The 18,065-nt window shown below is 66.6% G+C and carries 19 protein-coding genes; 11 read left to right on the top strand and 8 right to left on the bottom strand.

The window, feature by feature from the left end; genetic code table 11:
* Window positions 1–13: 13 nt before the first annotated feature.
* Both LI337_RS17100 and LI337_RS20230 read right to left on the bottom strand, forming a co-directional pair.
* A complete protein-coding gene (locus LI337_RS17100) occupies window positions 14–1,984 on the bottom strand; it encodes an ABC transporter substrate-binding protein (protein WP_227231130.1) in 1,971 nt (656 codons plus the stop codon).
* Between the two features lie 188 nt (window positions 1,985–2,172).
* On the bottom strand, window positions 2,173–2,898 hold the full coding sequence (locus LI337_RS20230; RefSeq protein WP_227231129.1) for a helix-turn-helix domain-containing protein: 726 nt from the start codon (window positions 2,896–2,898) through the stop codon (window positions 2,173–2,175).
* Window positions 2,899–3,359: 461 nt separating this feature from the next.
* Between LI337_RS20230 and LI337_RS17090 the strand changes: the two genes are divergently transcribed.
* Genes LI337_RS17090 through LI337_RS17080 form a run of 3 tightly spaced genes read left to right on the top strand, consistent with a single transcriptional unit; the run spans window position 3,360 to window position 6,513 of the window.
* The gene (locus tag LI337_RS17090) at window positions 3,360–4,067 is read left to right on the top strand and encodes a P-loop NTPase family protein (RefSeq protein ID WP_227231128.1); all 708 of its coding nucleotides are present in this window, start codon (window positions 3,360–3,362) and stop codon (window positions 4,065–4,067) included.
* Window positions 4,067–4,348 carry a DUF8156 family protein gene (locus LI337_RS17085; protein WP_227231127.1) on the top strand — a complete coding sequence of 94 codons (282 nt, stop codon included), beginning with the start codon at window positions 4,067–4,069 and terminating at the stop codon, window positions 4,346–4,348. Before LI337_RS17090 ends, LI337_RS17085 begins: the two co-directional genes overlap by 1 nt.
* A 14-nt stretch (window positions 4,349–4,362) precedes the next feature.
* Window positions 4,363–6,513, top strand: a complete 2,151-nt coding sequence (locus LI337_RS17080) for a type B DNA-directed DNA polymerase (RefSeq protein ID WP_227231126.1) — start codon at window positions 4,363–4,365, stop codon at window positions 6,511–6,513.
* On the opposite strand, the gene LI337_RS17075 is transcribed toward LI337_RS17080, so the two are convergent.
* Window positions 6,471–7,163, bottom strand: a complete 693-nt coding sequence (locus LI337_RS17075; RefSeq protein WP_227231125.1) for a hypothetical protein — start codon at window positions 7,161–7,163, stop codon at window positions 6,471–6,473. The genes LI337_RS17080 and LI337_RS17075 overlap by 43 nt on opposite strands.
* Window positions 7,164–7,344: 181 nt before the next feature.
* Here LI337_RS17075 and LI337_RS17070 point away from each other — a divergent pair, with 181 nt between their 5' ends.
* Complete coding sequence (locus tag LI337_RS17070; protein ID WP_227231421.1) at window positions 7,345–7,956, top strand: trimeric intracellular cation channel family protein; 612 nt, start codon at window positions 7,345–7,347, stop codon at window positions 7,954–7,956.
* Window positions 7,957–8,181: 225 nt separating this feature from the next.
* Here the strand turns inward: LI337_RS17070 and LI337_RS17065 are convergent, their stop codons facing one another.
* Window positions 8,182–8,883 carry a DUF4386 family protein gene (locus tag LI337_RS17065; protein ID WP_227231124.1) on the bottom strand — a complete coding sequence of 234 codons (702 nt, stop codon included), beginning with the start codon at window positions 8,881–8,883 and terminating at the stop codon, window positions 8,182–8,184.
* Between the two features lie 92 nt (window positions 8,884–8,975).
* Window positions 8,976–9,560, bottom strand: a complete 585-nt coding sequence (locus LI337_RS17060; protein ID WP_227231123.1) for a cupin domain-containing protein — start codon at window positions 9,558–9,560, stop codon at window positions 8,976–8,978.
* Between the two features lie 270 nt (window positions 9,561–9,830).
* Here LI337_RS17060 and LI337_RS17055 point away from each other — a divergent pair, with 270 nt between their 5' ends.
* Together LI337_RS17055 and LI337_RS17050 are read left to right on the top strand one after the other, a co-directional pair.
* Entirely contained in the window at window positions 9,831–9,992 is a 162-nt protein-coding gene (locus LI337_RS17055; protein WP_227231122.1) for a hypothetical protein, read from the top strand.
* The gene (locus tag LI337_RS17050) at window positions 9,992–11,047 is read left to right on the top strand and encodes an NAD(P)-dependent alcohol dehydrogenase (protein ID WP_227231121.1); all 1,056 of its coding nucleotides are present in this window, start codon (window positions 9,992–9,994) and stop codon (window positions 11,045–11,047) included. The genes LI337_RS17055 and LI337_RS17050 overlap by 1 nt, the downstream gene beginning before the upstream one ends.
* Window positions 11,048–11,141: 94 nt before the next feature.
* Here the strand turns inward: LI337_RS17050 and LI337_RS17045 are convergent, their stop codons facing one another.
* The 3 genes from LI337_RS17045 to LI337_RS17035 all read right to left on the bottom strand — a co-directional run bounded on the left by LI337_RS17045 (window position 11,142) and on the right by LI337_RS17035 (window position 14,661).
* Window positions 11,142–12,224 (bottom strand): class I SAM-dependent methyltransferase, encoded by a 1,083-nt coding sequence (locus LI337_RS17045; RefSeq protein ID WP_227231120.1) that lies wholly within the window; start codon window positions 12,222–12,224, stop codon window positions 11,142–11,144.
* A gap of 441 nt (window positions 12,225–12,665) precedes the next feature.
* The gene (locus tag LI337_RS17040) at window positions 12,666–13,472 is read right to left on the bottom strand and encodes a helix-turn-helix transcriptional regulator (protein WP_227231119.1); all 807 of its coding nucleotides are present in this window, start codon (window positions 13,470–13,472) and stop codon (window positions 12,666–12,668) included.
* A gap of 355 nt (window positions 13,473–13,827) precedes the next feature.
* On the bottom strand, window positions 13,828–14,661 hold the full coding sequence (locus tag LI337_RS17035) for an alpha/beta fold hydrolase (protein ID WP_227231118.1): 834 nt from the start codon (window positions 14,659–14,661) through the stop codon (window positions 13,828–13,830).
* Between the two features lie 79 nt (window positions 14,662–14,740).
* On the opposite strand from LI337_RS17035, the gene LI337_RS20125 reads away from it, so the two are divergent.
* From LI337_RS20125 to LI337_RS17010, 5 genes are all read left to right on the top strand, one after another.
* Window positions 14,741–15,241, top strand: coding sequence for a DUF5518 domain-containing protein (locus LI337_RS20125; protein ID WP_227231117.1), 501 nt, complete (start codon window positions 14,741–14,743; stop codon window positions 15,239–15,241).
* Window positions 15,242–15,256: 15 nt separating this feature from the next.
* Window positions 15,257–16,507, top strand: coding sequence for a hypothetical protein (locus LI337_RS17025; protein WP_227231116.1), 1,251 nt, complete (start codon window positions 15,257–15,259; stop codon window positions 16,505–16,507).
* A 91-nt stretch (window positions 16,508–16,598) separates the two neighbouring features.
* Window positions 16,599–16,958, top strand: a complete 360-nt coding sequence (locus LI337_RS17020; RefSeq protein WP_227231115.1) for a helix-turn-helix domain-containing protein — start codon at window positions 16,599–16,601, stop codon at window positions 16,956–16,958.
* On the top strand, window positions 16,958–17,281 hold the full coding sequence (locus LI337_RS17015) for a DUF7521 family protein (protein ID WP_227231114.1): 324 nt from the start codon (window positions 16,958–16,960) through the stop codon (window positions 17,279–17,281). Before LI337_RS17020 ends, LI337_RS17015 begins: the two co-directional genes overlap by 1 nt.
* Window positions 17,282–17,444: 163 nt before the next feature.
* A complete protein-coding gene (locus LI337_RS17010) occupies window positions 17,445–17,876 on the top strand; it encodes a universal stress protein (RefSeq protein ID WP_227231113.1) in 432 nt (143 codons plus the stop codon).
* Window positions 17,877–18,065 lie beyond the last annotated feature (189 nt).

The following is an 18,065-nucleotide window of genomic DNA, read 5'->3' as shown; positions in this document are numbered from 1 at the left end:
TGGTGAGAGGTCCTTACGAGAAGTCTGATTGGTCGAGTTCCGAGCGAGTCGCGTGTCCGTCCTCCACACGTGCCTCGAAGGCGCTCCAGGCGTCGCCCTCCGGCCACACCAGCATGTCGTCGCCGTTGTACGTGTAGCCCGCCTGCTGGAGCATCTGGCGTGCTTGGTCGACGTCGTACGCGTACGGCTCCGTCTCGCCGTAGAACGGCGTCAGCAGTGGCGTGAGCAGGTTCTGTCCCTGGATCGCCTCACCCCGACCGCCGAGGGTGTTCTCGACGAAGCCCTCCTTGTCGAAGGCGTGGCTCAACGCGACGCGGAACGTCTTGTCGCGGAACAGCGGGACGAGATGGCTCAGGTGGACGTCCGTGGGGACGTAGTTGCGTGCGGTCTGTTTCTCGACGCCGCTCGCGTTGGCCGCACGGTCCGCCTGCTGGTTCGAGACGGTCGTCCCGATGGCGTCGATGTCGCCCGACTGCATCGCGCCGATGAGCGTCGAGACGTTGCCGACGTTGGCGTGGACCATCTCGTCGATGCCGTCGCCGGGGACGAAGTACTCCCCGAGGAGTTCCTCGCGGATCTCGTCGTCCCACATCCAGTTGTTCTCGTGTTTCTCGAGTCTGAGCTCCGAGCCCTGCTCCCAGTTGACGAACGAGAACGGGCCGGTCCCGACCGGGTTGTCGGGGTTGTACTCTGCGGGGCTGTCCACGTCCTCCCAGCGATGCTTCGGGATGATGGCACTGCGGGCCACCCGCTGGGTGAGGAACGCCGCGTCAGGCTCTGTTAACGTGAACCTAACGCGCCCGCCGCCGGACTCCGAGAGAATCTCGACGCCGTCGATGGTCCGGACGAACGCCCCCTGCTGTGGCGCGTTGTTCTGCTTGTACAGTTCGACGCTGAACTTCACGTCGTCGGGACCGAACGACTCGCCGTCGTGCCACTCGACGCCCTCGCGGAGGTCCATCTCGACCGTCGTGTCGTCGACGACGTCTGCGTTCGTCGCCAGCGCCGGGACGATCTCGAGTTCCGGCGAGGCGTCGAACAGCCCGTCGTAGACGTTCAGGAGTCGCTTCTCTTCCTGGCCACCGCTGGAGAACGGGAGGTTCGTCCCCTGCATCCCCGCCGTGACACCTTTGACCCACGTCGTCGAGTCGCCACGGGGTTGGAGGTTCACCTGCGTCCAGATGAACGAGTCTCGCGTCGTCCCGTTCCCGGGAGTCGGGACGTATCCCTCCCAGTCTGCGGTGTTTGCCACCGTGATGACTTCGGGGAAGTTGGCTGCGATGAGGTAGGCGTCCTCACTGAGTTTGCGCTGGACCTCTTGGCAGATCTCTGCGCGAGCCTCCACGTCACCGATGGTGCTCGCCTGTTCGTCCAGCAGTTCGGTGATCTCGTCGTTCTTGTAGTTGTAGTAGTTCCCACCAGTCTCCGGGTGTGCACGCATGAGGAACGGGTTGGGGTCGAGTCCGCGCTGGGGGTCCGGCCCGTGCAGGTTCATCGTGATCGGCACCGGGTGGCCGATGTCGGCCCGCCAGAACTCACCGTATCTCGTGCTCGGCTGGACGTTGATGAGGTTGACCGGGACGCCGAGGTCGTTCAGTGACTGCTGAACGAGTAGGGCGAACTCCCGCATCCACGGGGTCTCTGCCTGCGCGAAGTGGGTGTCGACCTCGGGCACTGCTTGGCCCTCGACGGCGGTGTACTCGAACTGGATCGCCTCGTCGTTGACGTCGACGCCTTTCGTCTCGACCGGCCACTCTTCCCAGAACCGCGTCTCGATCGACCGGCCGCCGCCGCCGCCACCACCACCGCCGCCGCCACCCCCACCGTCGTCACCGCCACCACCGCCGCCACCGGTGCCGCCACCGCCGCCGTTGTTGCCACCACAGCCTGCAAGCCCGGCGGCCCCCGCGACGCCCGCGATGCGGAGGAAGTTCCTCCGTGAACTCTTCCCTGTCTCGATCTCGACCGTGTTGTCATCCGACATGGCACTTACGTCATTCGAGGTAACTGCCCTGTACCCATCCCCGATGCCGCCAAATAGTCATCATCTTTTATATACTACCCCGGATGGACCCGGTTCAGCCGGGAGACGAGTCGGTCCGTCACCGAGCGTGACGTGGTCGACCTTCGGTGTCTCTCGCTCGGGCACGAGAGAGCGTCCTCGAACGGGAGTCACTCCTCGCCGTCGTCGGCAGAACTGCCGCTCCCCGCAGAGAACATCAGGTCGAACAGTCGGCCTTCGGCGAGTCGGAGTCGCTCGCTCAGCGTGGACTGTGCGATGTCGAGTTCAGATGCGATGTCGTCCGCAGAGGCACCTCGTGGGACGTCGAAGTACCCGAGTCGGTGTGCAGTCCGGAGGACCGTCAGTTGTTCTTCGGTGAGTTCGTCACGGAGCACCCGGTTGAGTTGCCCGGACCCCAGCGGCGCACCGATCGTGTCGGCCTGATTCACGCTCAGCAGTTCGAACCGACCGAACTGTTCTTCGATGGTGTCTGCGAGGGCCCGGAAGTCGGCCCACTCCTTGACCGTGACCACCCCAGTCAGCACCCCGTCACGGAGTTCGAGTCGGTTCGGGAGCGCTCTCCCCCGCAGGATCACCCCCAGCAGGAACGGGTACGGTTCGTGTGCGACGATCGTGAGACGGTGGGTCGTCCCGTCGGTGGAGTCGACTCCCGTTCTCTGGTGATGGAACAGTTCTACGCGCGAGAGTGACTCGACCACCGACGCCGGATCGAACGACGTTCGCGAAGTGACCGTGAGCGACTCGATCCAGTCTCCGTCACTCGCGTAGAAGATGTTCTCGTAGCTGATCTCTCTCACTTCCGGGATGGTGGACTCGAGACCGGCGATGATCCCGGACGGCACGGTTTGGAACTTGATTCGGAGGATCGTTGACACCCCTCGAACTACCCTACCTTTGCCGGAGGGTCAGTTAAATATGTACGCCGGATTCCGGGTGAGCGAGACGATACCGACGGTCTCTCCAGTCCAGAGGTAGCCCACCTGCTACCGGGCACTGCGTGCCCGTCTCCGCCAGACACGCCTCGCGTTTCTGGCCGACGAACACCTCCGACTTCTTCGACTGGGCTCACGATCATCGACGAGCGACGTTCACCTTCACCGCCGCTTCCGGTCGCTCGCCCGCCCGACGACCCGCGCCGCCGACACCTCGACCGGCCGACCGCGAGAGCGCCGAGAACGTCCCCGAACGAGCGTCTCGCCCGTGAATCGTCGTTGCGAGCACGCGCCGTCCGGAGGGTCACGCACCACGCGTGATTGGGCCTGACTCGGGTAGTTTCAGTTTCACACCGCATCCGTGGCTCACGTCTTTTGACACCCGTCTGTTAGTCGGTGGTACGATGCACCTCACACAGACGACCGCCGGCCCGGCGGCGACGCCGACGCTCCCGGATCTCGATCCGGGGATCACACTCCTCGACGCCGACACGAACACGACCGGGGCAGTCCAGACGCTCACGCTCGACCGTATCCTCCTCGCCGGCGCGGACGGCGAGAGCGAGGGCTACTGGATCGGCAACGGGAGACACGCCCGGACGGACGGTCTGCACGAGATCGCGCCCGCACCGCGCGTCCTCGACCGCCTGCAGGTCGCCCGGGCGTTCACGACCAACCAGCACCTCCAGTTGCTGCGGACGCTCGGCGACCGGCTCACAGGCGACAGAGAGCCGGTCGTCTGCACGCTCCCCGGACTCGACACCCACTACCGCGACGGCGAACTCGCCCGTGACGACCACGAGGTGTTCTGCCGGGCGCTCGCCGAACTCCGGGGTCTCGTCCGTGAGCACGACCTCACGGTCCTCGTGACGCGCTCCCGGCGTGACGAGTTCTCCGCGCCGCTCGAACGCCTCGCCGACCACCACCTCGAACTCACACAGACGCAGTTCGGGCCGCAGTTCCGCGACGTCGAACGCGGCGAGCAGGAGACGCTGGTGTACGACCGTGGTGACGGCTGGGTGCAGACGACACTCGCGTACTGGGAGACGGTCCTCGCCGAGCGCGAGCCACTGTACGCACAGAGCGGCCCGACCGTGGAGGTGTCCGCCTGATGGGCCGAACGACGCCGACCTACCGCGACCGCCTGCGGGCGACGCGCGACGAGTGGGCGGACTTCGAGCGGGCGCTCCGGCGACGCGACCGCGACGCCTACGAGGCGCTGTGGGAACACGCCCACGGCTACGCCGACGCCGGCGGGTTCCAGAACCCACCCGACGCGATGGAGGCCGTCCTCCTGTCGATGCTGCTCGCACAGGAACGGGAACGGCAGGAACTCGACGAGCGACTCGACGCACTGGAGACGCACCTGAACGACGAGCACGGAGCCGAGTAGCCCGGTCCAGTCGGATGTACACCGTCGACTTCCCCGACGATGGCCTCGCCCGCGAGTGGCACCTGACCGAGACGGGTGTGGAGTCCCGGACGCGGGCGTATCATCCACGGTGGTACGTCACGCCGGCCTCGGATCTCGACGGTTCCTTCGCCGACCTTCGGGGGTGGCTCACCGGCCATCCCGCGGTCGTCGACACCTCGACGGAACGCTGGCGGACGGGCTACCGCGAGAGCGAACGGGAGGTCCTCCGGATCGACACGCGGACACCCGACGCGGTCGACCGACTGGCTCGACAGGTCGCCCAGCAGGGTCGGCCCGGCCAGTATCGGTGTTTCGACGTGGACTTCGACCCGCAGTTCCGCTACTGTCTGGAGACGGGCACCGATCCGACGCCGGATCGAGCGCCGACGACGCTCGAACTGTCCGCGCCACGGCGGGTGACGACCGGGGACGACCCCCTCGACGAGACGACGGTCGCCGACGAGACGCTCACCGGCACGCCCGCCGACGTCGCCCGACGGGTGGCGAGTCGTGTCCACGAGGCCGACCCGGACGTGCTGGTCTGCTCGTCGGCCGAACTGCTCCCCACGCTGTTCGCCGCGAGCGACAGGCCGCTGAGCGCGTACGAACTGGGCCGGCGACCGGGCTACGAACAGGTGGCGAGTGCCTCGACGTACGAGAGCTACGGGCAGGTGGGGCACTCGCCGGCGCGCTACACGCTCCCCGGGCGAGCGATCGTCGACCGACGCAACACGTTCCTGCTCCACGAGACGAACCTCGCGGGTTGTCTCGACCTCGTCGCACGCTCGGGCCGCCCACTGCAAGAACTCGCGTGGGCCTCCATCGGCACCGTCCTGACGGCGATCCAGATCCGCGAGGCACACGACAGGGGCGTCCTCACGCCGTGGCGGTCGTGGCGACCGGAACTGTTCAAGTCGGCGCGGACGCTCCACGACGCGGATCGCGGCGGGTTCACGTTCGCCCCCGCAGTCGGGGTCCACGAGGACGTCCACGAACTCGACTTCGCGTCGCTGTACCCGAACATCATCCGGACGCGCAACATCTCACCCGAGACGATCCGGTGTGGGTGTCACGACCGCGACGACGTCCCCGGTCTCGGCTACGCGATCTGTGACGACCCCGGGGTGCTCCCGGACGTGCTCGCCCCGATCATCGACGACCGCGAAGCCATCAAGGCCGACCTCCGCGAGACCGACGACCCCGAGACGCGCGAGCGACTCGAGGGCCGCTCGGCGGCGCTGAAGTGGATCCTCGTCTCGTGTTTCGGCTATCAGGGCTTCGCGAACGCGAAGTACGGCCGGATCGAGTGTCACGAGGCGATCAACGCCTACGCGAGAGAACTGATCCTCACCGCGAAAGACCGCTTCGAGGCACACGGCTGGCGTGTCCTCCACGGTATCGTCGACAGCCTCTGGATCACGGCGATGCCCGATCGCGAGCAGACCGACCTGGAGACGGTCGCCGCCGAAATCAGCGACCGTGCCGACGTCCGCCTCGACTACGAGGGACGGTTCGACTGGTGTGCGTTCGTCCCCCAGCGTGAGAGCGAGGCGGGGGCGCTGACGAAGTACTTCGGCCGGCGGGCGGACGCCGACCCCGAGGCGGCGGGACTGGACGCCTACAAGCTACGAGGGATCGAGGCACGCCAGCGCTCGACGCCCGACTGGGTCGTCGACGTCCAGACCGACCTGCTCCGAGTGTTCGATCGGACACGCTCGCCAGCGGCGGTGTGTGACCGGCTTCGGCGGCGACTCGGAGAACTCGAACGCGGCGACGTGCCGACCGACGACTTGGTGATCGACCAGCGCGTCTCGAAGCCGCCCGAGGCGTACACCCACCGGACGCGGACGGTCGCCGCGCTCGAACGGGCGGCGGCGGCGTGGAACCTCCAGCCCGGCCAGTACGTCGAGTACGTCGTGGTGAACGACGAGGCACGCGGGCAGGCGCGGGTCGCTCTCCCCGGGGCGGCCGACCGCTACGACGCGGCGTTCTACACCGAGCTGGCGGTTCGGGCGACGAGTTCGATACTCGCACCGCTCGGGTGGGGACGCGACGACGTTCGGGCCGCCCTCGCGGAGACCACACAGGTCTCGGTCGAGAGCTACGGGTGCGGCTCCTCCGACCCGTCTGCGTCCACCCGGTGACGCTCTGCGCGACGCTTGATCCCGAGCAACATCTTCCGCGTCATGAGGAAGGCCGCCGGTTCGATCACGGCCACCAGCGCCACCCATCTCGGTGACCGAGGGATCGAACCACGGTTCCGCGTGAGCAGTCGGGTCCGGCCACCGCTCAGCGGTTCGAGGACGAACACCCACGTCAGCGTCCCCTCGGGCAGACGCTCCGGGACGGTGACGAGTGCACGCTCTGTCTGGACAGCCTTCACGAGGAGTCCCTCACCGTCCCCGCCGAGCGGAATCGTCTCCTCGACGCCGAGTCGCTGATACGCAGGCTCGATCTCGTCTGCACTCGGGCCGTCGAGGATACCGAACACGACGTCGAGCCAGTCGTAACTGTACAAGCCGCCTCTCCCCTTCCCCAGTTGGACGAGCCACGGCCAGACCCGCTCAGGTGGAGCATCGATCGTGATCGCCCGCGTCGTCTGGTAGTTCGGGTCGGGAACGAGGTCGTCGCCGGGGAGCGACCGACGGGTCTCAGCCGCCGACGCTCCCCAGTTGTTCAGCCAGGGCCGGACCGCGAGATACCCTGCCAGCAGTGTGACGAGGAGCAGAGCGCGGGCCAGAAGACTCGACGAGACGCGGCGGCCAGCGTCGCGGCGTGTGGACGTGGGGCTCATGCTATACTTTGGCGTGGCTCGAGCAAAAATCCCGTCCAGTACCACGACTGGCGTCGACGACCTCGCCGGGCGCGAGCGTGTCGAAACGCGGACGGACAGATCGAAGACGAAGCGCTCATCAGACGCCTCGTTCACCTTTCGTGCTGTGACCCAGGCGTTCCTCGGAACCCCGTTCGCCGTGATGAACACCGTCGGACTCGTCGCCTTCGCGCTGGTCGGCGCGACGAAAGCGATCCGTGAGAACTTCGACGTCTTCGGCGTCACGGTAGTCGGCCTCGCCACGGCGTTCGCCGGCGGGATGACCCGCGATCTGCTGGTCACGCGAATTCCGCTCGCGCTCAGTTCGCCTGTCGAGATCGCACTCGGCGTCGTCGGCGTGAGCCTCGCAGTCGTGGTCAGTGCCGCACTCGAGTCGGCCGACGAGCATCCACTGACACAAGTGTCGGACGCGATCGGCCTCGCGGCGTTTACCACCACGGGTGCCATCGTCGCCACGCAGGCCGGTATCCCCGCGTTCGGTGTCGTCGCCATCGCGACGATCAACGCAGTCGGCGGTGGTGCGGTCGCCGACATCCTCCTCGACCGGTCCCCGTTCATCTTGCTGGGCGACTTCTACGCCAGTTGCGCAGTGCTCGGCGGGAGCGCGTACTGGCTCGTCACGACCGCCGGTTGGTCGGGTGGTACCGCTGCGGCGATCTGTGCGGCGGTGGTCGTCGGAACGCGCGTCGCAGCCCTCGTCTACGGATGGTCACTCCCGACCGCACGCACACTGGGACTGACACGCGAGGAGTAGTCCGCGCGGCCGGAGAACCCCCTCTCGTACACGGACGGCACGAACTTCTCGGCGGCAACCGAGATCCTGAATCAGGACTGGTCCGCCGACCCCGCGTACCGCGACCACATGAACAGAACTGTGCAGACTCCGCCTACGATGCGGAGCTGTGCGACTGAGCGTGCTGACTCACGTTTGACAGCACAGGGACCGAAGCACTGATCGACGGGATTCAGGCTCTCCTCTTCACTTCGTCCGCAACAGGACGATACCGAGCCCCACGAACCAGACGATCTGCGTCAGACCGAAGACGGCCCCGCCGATCTCACCGAACGCCGGGACAGCAGAGACGATGCCCGCCGCACCTACCACGATCCCGACGTAGTTCAGCAGGCTGGGGAGCAGTTTCCCGCGCAGGGCTGCGACGCTCACGAGCAGGGTCCAGATCCCGCCGACCACCTCGTTCCCGCCGCCCAGTCCGTCGACGACCGGACCGATCGCCGTCCAGGTGGCCGCCGCCTGTGTCGGATCGGTCGCGTAGAGGTCGACGACGACGCCCGTGCCGACGTTGGCGATCATCCCGCTGGCGATCACGAGACCGGCCCAGATCAACCCGAACGCGGTCGCCGCCTGCATCAACGTAGGTGCACCGGTCTTCAGTCGGTCGTGCAGTGCCAGAACCAGTGCGACGAGGACGGCACCGAAGACGACGTAGATGAGGAGATTCATCGCGTACAGACTCGTCTGGTTGGCGACGAACAGTTCTACCTGCTGGAGCGGCCCGGACACGTTCGCGTAGTCCAGCACGACCAGGAAGTAGAGGATCCCCGCGACGTAGATCGCTGCTTCGGTCAGGGCGGCGATACCGCCGATCCGTCGTAGATTCCACCTGTTCGTCCGGACAGACGGTTCGGTACCCCCCACTGCCACACCACTCGCAGAGGCCATTAGGTCACCACGAGAGACTGTATCGACGCCAGAGAGCTTAACCTGCGCCGTATCGGTCCCCGAGAGCCCAGGCCCGGACGCTCGTGAGCGACTCAGCGGTCCGCCGACGGGTCACGGCCGAGGACGCCGGCGACTGCTGTGAGGAGACGTAACACCGGGCGTTGCACCCTCCAGGGCAGTGCCGCGATCTGAACGTCTTCCCGGTGGTGATACAGCACTGCGGCGACGCCGAGCAGGTCCGGTCGACCGCCAGCGCCGAGTCCGTACAGCCCCCGGATCGCGGATTCGAACTCGCCGGGTGGCCGCAGTGTCGTCCGCACGACGAGAGACGCATCGTCCCAGTTGCGGATCGTGTGTGGGTCGCCTGCGGCGATGGCGACCGACTCGCCGGGTAACAGTACCGTCTCCTCGTCACGTATCGTGACGACGGCACGGCCCTCGATCACCTCGGACACTGCCTCGGCGCGCGGGTGGATGCGGGCCGGGCCACTGCCGACTCCCGGCGGGAGGACGCCGTCCATCACCAGATAGGACCCTCGGTCGTCGGTGCCCCGTTCGCGGAACGTGATACTGGCCCCGGTCGACGAATCGACGACAGTGCGCGGGTACTCGGTCGTCGAGGAGTCGGTGTCGGACGACTGCTCCGGAAGATCGGTATCGTGTGGTGTACGACTCATCCGAGTGGAGAGGCGTCCCGAGAACGTGACCGTTCCGCCGGGAGGACCCAGCAGACGATCTCGACGTCGGGGCGTCCCGTCGACCGCGGCCTGGACTCACTGCCCGAGAGCGACGGTCGGTCGGGTCACCGACGACTTCGCGGAAACGATTATGCTCTCTGGGCGCGTCAGTGAATCTCATTCCGTTCCGACGGTCCCCAGTGACCGAATCGCTGTTTCTCGGCGCTTCAGCCCCTCGGAATCGTTCAGACGGACTCCAGAGGTGTATCAATGGCAACCACGACAGCCGAAGTGTGCGGGACGCACCAGTCGCGTCGCGTCCGGAGCGTATCGAACAGTGTGACTGCCGTCGGCGGCGAGATGGTCCTGATCTTGTCCCCGCTGGTCCGAGGAATCAGCGCACAGAACCCGGCGACGCCGGAGGTGGCGTGATGGCGGCGGACGAATTCCAGCCGACCCCCGACACCGCGATATCGGAAGCCCCCGACATCGAAGAGACCCGGATGCACGCGATCGTCCAGTTGACGTACGGCGGACCCGAGGTCCTGTCGTTCACGACTGTCGAGAAGCCCGTGCCGGACGACGACGAGGTGCTTGTCCGCGTCGTCGCCGCGTCGGTCGGTGTCGGTGACTGGCACCTCATGCGCGGGTCGCCGCTCCTCGTCCGACTCGTCTACGGCGGCTACCGACGACCGAAGTTCCCGACGGTCGGTGTCGACGTCGCGGGGAGCGTCGAGGCAGTCGGCCGGAACGTCACCGGCTTCGTGGTGGGTGATGCGGTGCTCGCCGACCTCTCGGAACACGGCTTCGGTGGCTTCGCCGAGTACGTCTGCGTCCCGGCGACCGCACTGGTCAGGAAACCGGCGTCCGTCCCCTTCGAGATGGCTGCTACGATACCGACGTCTGCCGTCGCTGCCCTCCAGGCACTCCGCGACGCCGGCCAGTTACAGGCCGGCGAACACGTCTTGATCAACGGTGCCTCGGGTGGCGTCGGGACGTTCGCGGTACAGATCGCGAAGTACCTCGGTGCAGAGGTGACCGGAGTGTGCAGCACCGCGAAGGCGGACCTGGTCCGCTCGATCGGTGCGGACCACGTCGTCGACTACACGACGACCGACGTCACCACCGCCGGGACGCAGTACGACCTCATCGTCGATACGGCAGGTTCGCACCCGATGCGTGCCTACCGGCGTGTGCTCACGCCGACCGGCCGGTACGTCATGGTCGGCGGCCCGACGCGGCGGTTCGTGAGCGCGATGCTCGGCGGGCCGCTCCTCTCGGCCATCGGGACGCAGCGGTTCGGGGGATTCACGCTCCAGCCCGACCCTGCGGACCTGGCGTTCGTGGCTCAGTTACTCGAGTCGGACGACGTCACGCCCGTCGTCGACCGCCAGTACCCGCTCCGCGAGGTACCCGAGGCCATCCGGTATCTCGAAGCCGGCCACGCGACGGGGAAGGTCGTGATCACGTCGGACACGCCGGTGTAGCGGGCTATCGGTCACTGCATCGGTGCGGTGTCAGCGAGGAGGTGCCGGCCTGGTCTTCTCCCTCAGGGAACGAAGCGACCGGTCGCACCGTGAGTTACGGGATGGCCTCGTAGACCAGACTCGTCGGTGTCTCCGCGACACGACGGAAGGTCGAGAACCCACCCTCGGTGACGACCGATCGGGTCTCTGCCTCTCCGGCCTGCGCGCCGAGTGCGTACCCGACGTCCTGACTGAGGGAGTTGGGCGTACACGCAAGCGTCGAGATCGAATACGCGAGGCGACCGTACGGCGTGAAGTTCTCTTCGAGGTGGTCGCTGGCGTAGGGTTCGACGATCATCCAGGACCCGTCGTCGGCGAGCGTCTCACGGACGTGCGCTGCGACACCGACTGGGTCACCCATGTCGTGGAAGCAGTTGAACATCGTGACGAGGTCGTAGTCAGTTCCCTCGTACTCCCGCGCAGTAGCGACCGCAAAGTCGACGCGATCGGCGACGCCGGCCGTCTTCGCCCGGTCGCGCGCCACCTCGATCGACGACTCGTGGTAGTCGAAGCCGATGGCTGTCGAGTCGGGATACGCTTCTGCCATGCGGACTGTCGGCGCACCGTGACCACACCCTACGTCGGCGATCCGGCCACCCGCGTCCAGCGCCGAGTCCACACCGTCGAGTGCCTCGATCCAGGACAGCAGGTTCGCACCGTAGGAGGGGCCGAAGAAGCGTTCTGTGCCGTGGAACACGTCTTCGTCGTGTTCGTGCCAGCCGATACCGTCGCCGGTTCGGAACGCTTCGCGGAGTTCGGGTTCGATCTTGGCGACTGCCGAGACCAACTGAAACGCACCCGGCATGAACACCGGGCTGTCCTCGTTGGCCAGGACGTACGCCTGTTCGGGTGAGAGTTCGTATCGGCCGCTTGCGGCGTCGTGCGTCACGTAGCCGCCTGCTGCCTCTGCTCGTAACCACTCTCTCACGTACCGTTCTGCCGTCTCCGTCTCCGCGGCCAGTTCCTCTGCGGAGAGCGGTCCTTTCTCGTCGAGTGTCGCGTAGAGCCCGAGTTCGTCGCCGATGATGGCCAGTGCGGCGTGAACTGTCGCACCGAGGTCGACGAGTGACGTTTCTACGACCTCCGCTAATTGCTGTTCGTCGATGTCGTCTGTGTTAGGTACTGGTTTAGTTGGCATAGCCTCTCACCACCTGCTCGAGCAGAGTGCTCGCTGCGGGGGCACGTCCGTGTGCGTCTGCCGACGAACCACACGCTCTGATCTCCACTCCCACGAGCGTTCTGGCTTCGTAGTCGGGGCGAAGAAGGAATCGCCACTCCGGGTCGACACCACACGATCGCACCGGTTCGCTCGAGTCATGATCTTCAGTTGCCGATCCGCAGTCTCGATCCGGCTCCGAGCGTTAGGTAGCTACCCCGTGACAGGCGAGTGGCCGGTGCCACGGTGCCCAATTCGTGGTGAGCAGGCAGCACCTGGTGGCCGTGCAACTGCTGGTGAAAACGCACCAGGTGGACAGGCCGACCGACCGAACACACGACTCAGAGCGAGTGAGACGAACCGAACGACGTCGAGAGGTTCGGGAGACGAGTGGTCTCGGTCGACAGTGAGAACGGCACTCGCTCAGTCAGGGACGGGGCCGAAGTGAGCAGTTTGCGTCTGGCGGCGGTAGAAGTCGTACTCCGATTCTGCCCACTCTCGGGCTTCTTCGTCGGCTGTATCGAGCAACACCCGAACTGTTACACTGTCGGGGTCGTGGCCACAGACGGCGATCCGGTCGTCGAAGAGACCGACGCCGTACGGCGGGAGGTCCTCGAGTAGTCGGACGGTGAGATTCCCGCTGGCGAGGGTCTCGGACGACAACGCCGGATACGTCGACCGGATGTACTCGGCGACGCGTGGCGGATCGATGATCTCCGCTTGCAGTCCGTCGATAACGTGCTCGCAGAACTCGTCACGACACGGTTCCAACAGCACGAGCGAGGACCCGATGAACCGGAGTGTATCGCTCTCGTCGAGCAGCGTGAGAAACCGATTGATCGGGGCGTAGGGGTTGTCGGCCTCGGCGACCGTCACGACCGCATCGGGACACATCTCGACGGTGAACCCGCTCTCCTCGCCCGGGAGCCACTGCCAGACGTCTCGGAGACGCTGTTCGAGTTCGACGCGCTCTTTCAGTGCTGTCATCCCCGATGCGATGTACGCGCCGAGCTGTGTCGCCTCGTATTCGTGGTCGGGTCGGCGAATCCAGTCGCGCTCCTCGAACTCACGCAGGGTCCGCCGCATCGTCGACGGTGAGACACCGACCGTCCCCCGGAGTTCGGAACGAGTACGGGGCCGGACGGTCAACGCGACGAGCGTGCTGACACGGTGATCGGACCGTGCGAGATACGCGATGTCGTCGATCGGTGAGTAGCTGCTCGACCGCATGGTAACCCTACGCACGATTTCGGCATAACTATTCGTGCTCACAGAGAGTCGGGCGCAGATGCGTCTCGTGTATCCACCCGAACCGCGTTCGACAGGGAGCGTACACGTCTGGTCGGAGACTGCTTCGGGACGAACGTCACGGCGATCGACCACGTAGACCCGCCACGGCACTGAAAGAGGGACTGCTCCGTGGTCGACTCTGTCCGGAGAACCAACTGTCCCGTCGTTCGTCCCACCGACGGGAGACAACTGGGGCCACGTCGCGTTCCGGGTGCCAGAGACCGGCGAGGCACTCAAGCGTCGGTTCGAGGCCGAAGTCGTTCCGATCCTCGACGTGAGACGGACACAGGATCGCTCACTCGGGTGGCTCACTCCCCGCCGCTGGCGACGAGACGATCTCGGTCAGGAACGTCCGGATCGCGTCGTTGAAGAACGCCGGGTTGTCCCACGGGGAAGCGTGTCCGGCGTCGGGGACCTCCCGAACGGTCGCCCGGGGTATCTCGGCGGCGAGCGTGGGGACGTGTCGACGGATCACGGACGTCTCGTGTTCACCGTAGAGGATCAACGTCGGGACGGTGATCGACCGGAGGTCGATGTCGGTGTGCTGGAAGGACAGCACCGCTCGGAGTGCGTTGACCGCAGCAGCCGTCTCCATCGGAGGGAACCGCTCCGGGCGGAGACTCGTGGTCCGGTTCCGCTCGATCCGCCGACCGAGCCAGGTGAGAGCCCCCATGGCACGCTCGTAGCCGACCAGCCGAAGCAGTTCCAGGGACGCCCGCGTCAGGACGGTCCGCTCGAAGCGGTCCCGCCGGTCGACGAACGACGGCGTGAACGTGTCGGCGAGAACGAGGCCACCGAGTCCGTCCGGGTGTCGGCTGGCGTACGTCTGTGCGACCATGCCACCCATCGAGACACCACAGAGTACCGGGTGGTCGAGGTCGAGAGCGGTGATGAACGCGTCGAGGTCGGCTGCCAACAGGTCGATGGAGTACGGCGCGTCGCGTGGGTTCGCCGTCTGCCCGTGACCGCGGAGGTCGTATGCGATCGTCGTACATTCCTCGCTGAAGGCATCGAGTTGTGCGGCCGCTGCCGAGTGGTCGGAGAGTGCGCCGTGGACGAAGAGCAGGGGCGGGCCCTCACCGCGTGTCTCGTAGTAGGTCTCGATATCGCCGGTCTGCACTGTCGGCATCTCGGGATAGATACGCTTCTCACGCGGATGAAGCTGCTGTCCGAACTGCCGAGAGGCCACTCGGAGGGCGACGTGAGCGATGTCCAGCGAGGATGCCGAGTGTCGTCACGTCTGTCTCGCGGACGGAGCACCGAGCGAGGCACCACGGGGCGACGAGACCGAAGGCCGTCGAATCGGGGGAGCGGGAGCGCCCCTCCGAACGGTCAGACTCATCGTACATTGCTTGCGTGGACGGCTCTCGCCCCTGTTCGGCGGGGCGGTCGCGGGGTATCTCCAGAAGGTGCCCCCGAAGCGTGGAGCGAAGACCGGTGGGCTCTCCGGTGTGATCGCAGTCGTCCCGATACTCCTGCTGCTCACTCTGGGGTTCGCACTCTCGCACTTGCAGCCAGCCGCCTTCGGCGTGTCCGGCGGCCAGCGAGTCGGGTACCACGCGCGGGTAGTGAGACCAGTGGAGACTCCTGCCGCCGAGCACTGCGACTCGGGCCGGATGCAGCCTCTCACCTCGAACCATTACAAAAATCCATCGACGGGGTGCGCAGGCCCGCAGTCGATGTGGAGCTTATACGGTATCGGCGAGTGAGTCTCGAACTGCGGCATGTCCCCCAACACAGATCGGCCCTCCACTGATCGCTCCCGCCGTCGATTCCTCACGGGTAGTGCTGCACTCGCGGCGTCGCTGTCCCTGTCGACCGCTGGCTGTCTCTCGGGGCTCCCCCCACTCGGCGACGACCAGCGATACGGTCGTCTCGACGTCCCGCCAGCGGGTGACCCAGCCTACCGGCGCTGGCTCCCGGCACCCTCCGCCGTCGACACCGACGTCGACGACTACCACTTCGTCGCGATGCAGTCGACGGCCTCGCGCCCCGACGCACCGGCGAAGTTCGTCGGGGGGCGGGCACGCCTCAAGGCGAGTCTCGACTACGTCGGGGTCGGCTTCGAGACCTACGACCGGGTCGTCAGCGGGACCTTCGGCACCGTCGCGGAGGCGTCCTTCGACCGGGAGCGCGTCGTCCAGACGATCGACTCCACCGGCTACGAGCAGACGGGCGCGTATCGCGGCTACACCGTGTTCGCCCGCTCGGACGTCCCCCGTCGCGTCGCCGTCGGTGACGGCACCGTCGTCTTCACGAGCGCGTACCACCACGACTCGCCCGATCTGGAAGCACTCGTCGACGCCGGCCGGGGCACTCGGCCCCGGTACCACGACACAAACGACGGGTTCGAGGCCCTCTCGACCGCCGCGGGTGGGAACCCGTACCTCGGCGTCAACACGGCGACCCACGACCCGACGGGTCGACCGGTGATGATGGCCGACGCCATCAGATTCGACGAGGAGACCGCCTATCAGGTCGTCCAGTACCACTACCGCGACCCCGACCGGGTGCCGAGCGCGGACGCACTCGAACGAGCCCTGCGGGAAGACGACTACCGGTTCGTCGACGGTGCCGACGCGTTCGACGTCGCACTCGCCGGCAGACTGGCCACCGTCGAGACGCAGGTCCCGCTGTCGGGCGACCAGTCGGTCCCGCCCGAGTACCAACTCCCACAGGTGACGTGGGGCGTCGACGCCGACGCCTCGAACGATCGCGTCACCTTCAGACACGAGGCCGGTGAGGCCGTCTCTGCGAATCGGCTCTTCTACGACGTCCACCGCCCCGCCGCACCCGGGAGAATCGACAAGCGAGACCTCTGGACCGGCACGGAGACCGTCGAGGCGGGGACGGAGGCCGTGGTCGACCTGCGCGACGACCCCGACGCGACCGGTGTGAGTCTCGTCTACTCGACCGAGGAGGTCGGCTTCCACGTCCTCCTCGGTGTCGACCTGCGGGGGGAGACCGATGCGTAGCGTCGCCGTCTCCCCAGCGGCGTGTGCCGGAACGTCGGAGCCCACGCCGCGCATCCCCCGAACAGACCCCAACATACTATGTACGACGCAGATGACACCTGACGGAGAGATGGCCGGCGTCGACCTCGCAACCGTCGTCTCGCTGCTCGACGACGAGCACGTCCGGTCGATCCTGATCGCGACGAGCGAGAAGCCACGGTCGGCGAACGAACTCAGCGACCGCTGTGGGCTCTCCACGTCGTCGATCTACCGGCGACTCGAGCGGCTGACCGACGCCGACCTCGTGACCGAGCGCACGCGCCCACGATCCGACGGGCACCACGAGACGGTGTACGTCTCACGGCTCGACCGGTTCGAACTCACCATCAGGGACGGCGACATCTCGTGGGAGGTCGACCGCCGGAGCGACGACGTCGCCGACCAACTGACTCGCCTGTGGGGGAAGTTCTGATGGCGGTGATCGGCTTCGGGTCGCCCGTCGGCCTGCTCGCCGGACTCGCGGCGACGCTGTCGGCGATCATCGGCCTCTACATCGGCTATCAGGCGTATCGTGGCCTCCGGCGGAACGAGGAACGCTCGATGCGGTGGCTCTCGGTCGGGATGATCCTGCTGTTCGGGTTGACGTACCTGCTGGCCGTCGCCGGGCAGGGCCTGATCGCGTTCCGGATCGTCCCGATCCACCTGCAGAACGTCGTCCGCCTGGCGGTTCGGCTGACGCAGGTGGTCGGTCTCGCCTGTATCGCGTACTCGCTACGGATCGCGACCGGTCGGTGAGTCCACTCGACCGACAGGTGACGTCCACTCCGTCCCGACTGCTGGCGACGCGTTCACCACCAGTCGTCGGTCCACCGTCCGGAGTCACGCCGCGTGGCTCGCCTGCGACGGTCCTGGCCCCGGGAGTGCGGTGTTTTTACCCGTCGTCTGCCTACGGTCGCGTATGGCACCCGCACACGTCCTCGTCCCGCTGGATGGCTCGCCGCTCGCGGACGAGGCGCTCTCACACGCCCTGGAGACGTTCGACTGCGAGGTCACGGTCCTCAACGTGCTCACACCCATCGGGAGTGGGATGAGCGAAGGCGGGGTTCGCGAGCGCGGGGACGAGCGTCTCGACGACGCCCGTGAGCGAGCCGAGAAGATGATCGCGGAGGCCACCGAGCGGGCAGCCGAGTACGACCGGGAGGTCGAGACGGTCATCGAGACCGGCGACCCAGCCGAGGTCATCCTCGCGTTCGTCGAAGGGAGCGACGTGGACCACGTCGTCATGGGCGGTCACGGGGGCGAGTCGAACGGTCTGGTCTCGCGCCTGCTCGGGACGGTCGCGACGACGGTCGTCAGCGACGCGCCGGTGACGGTGACCGTCGTTCGGTGACGGGATCGGACTCCGAGCACCGAATCGACTGCCGAGCGTCGAGGCCAACTCCGCTCATCGACTCTCAGCGTCTGGCAACCAGTAGGCGATTTTATAGTAGCAGTCGTCGTCTCGACGGTCAGTGACGCCGGGAGCACGGGACGAGTACCACCGACCCGGGTGGTGATCGCGAAGCGACGTCCCGCTCGG

Source organism: Salinirubrum litoreum, from assembly GCF_020567425.1.
GTDB classification, from domain to species: Archaea; Halobacteriota; Halobacteria; order Halobacteriales; family Haloferacaceae; genus Salinirubrum; species Salinirubrum litoreum.
This window is presented reverse-complemented; position numbering and strand designations above follow the sequence as displayed.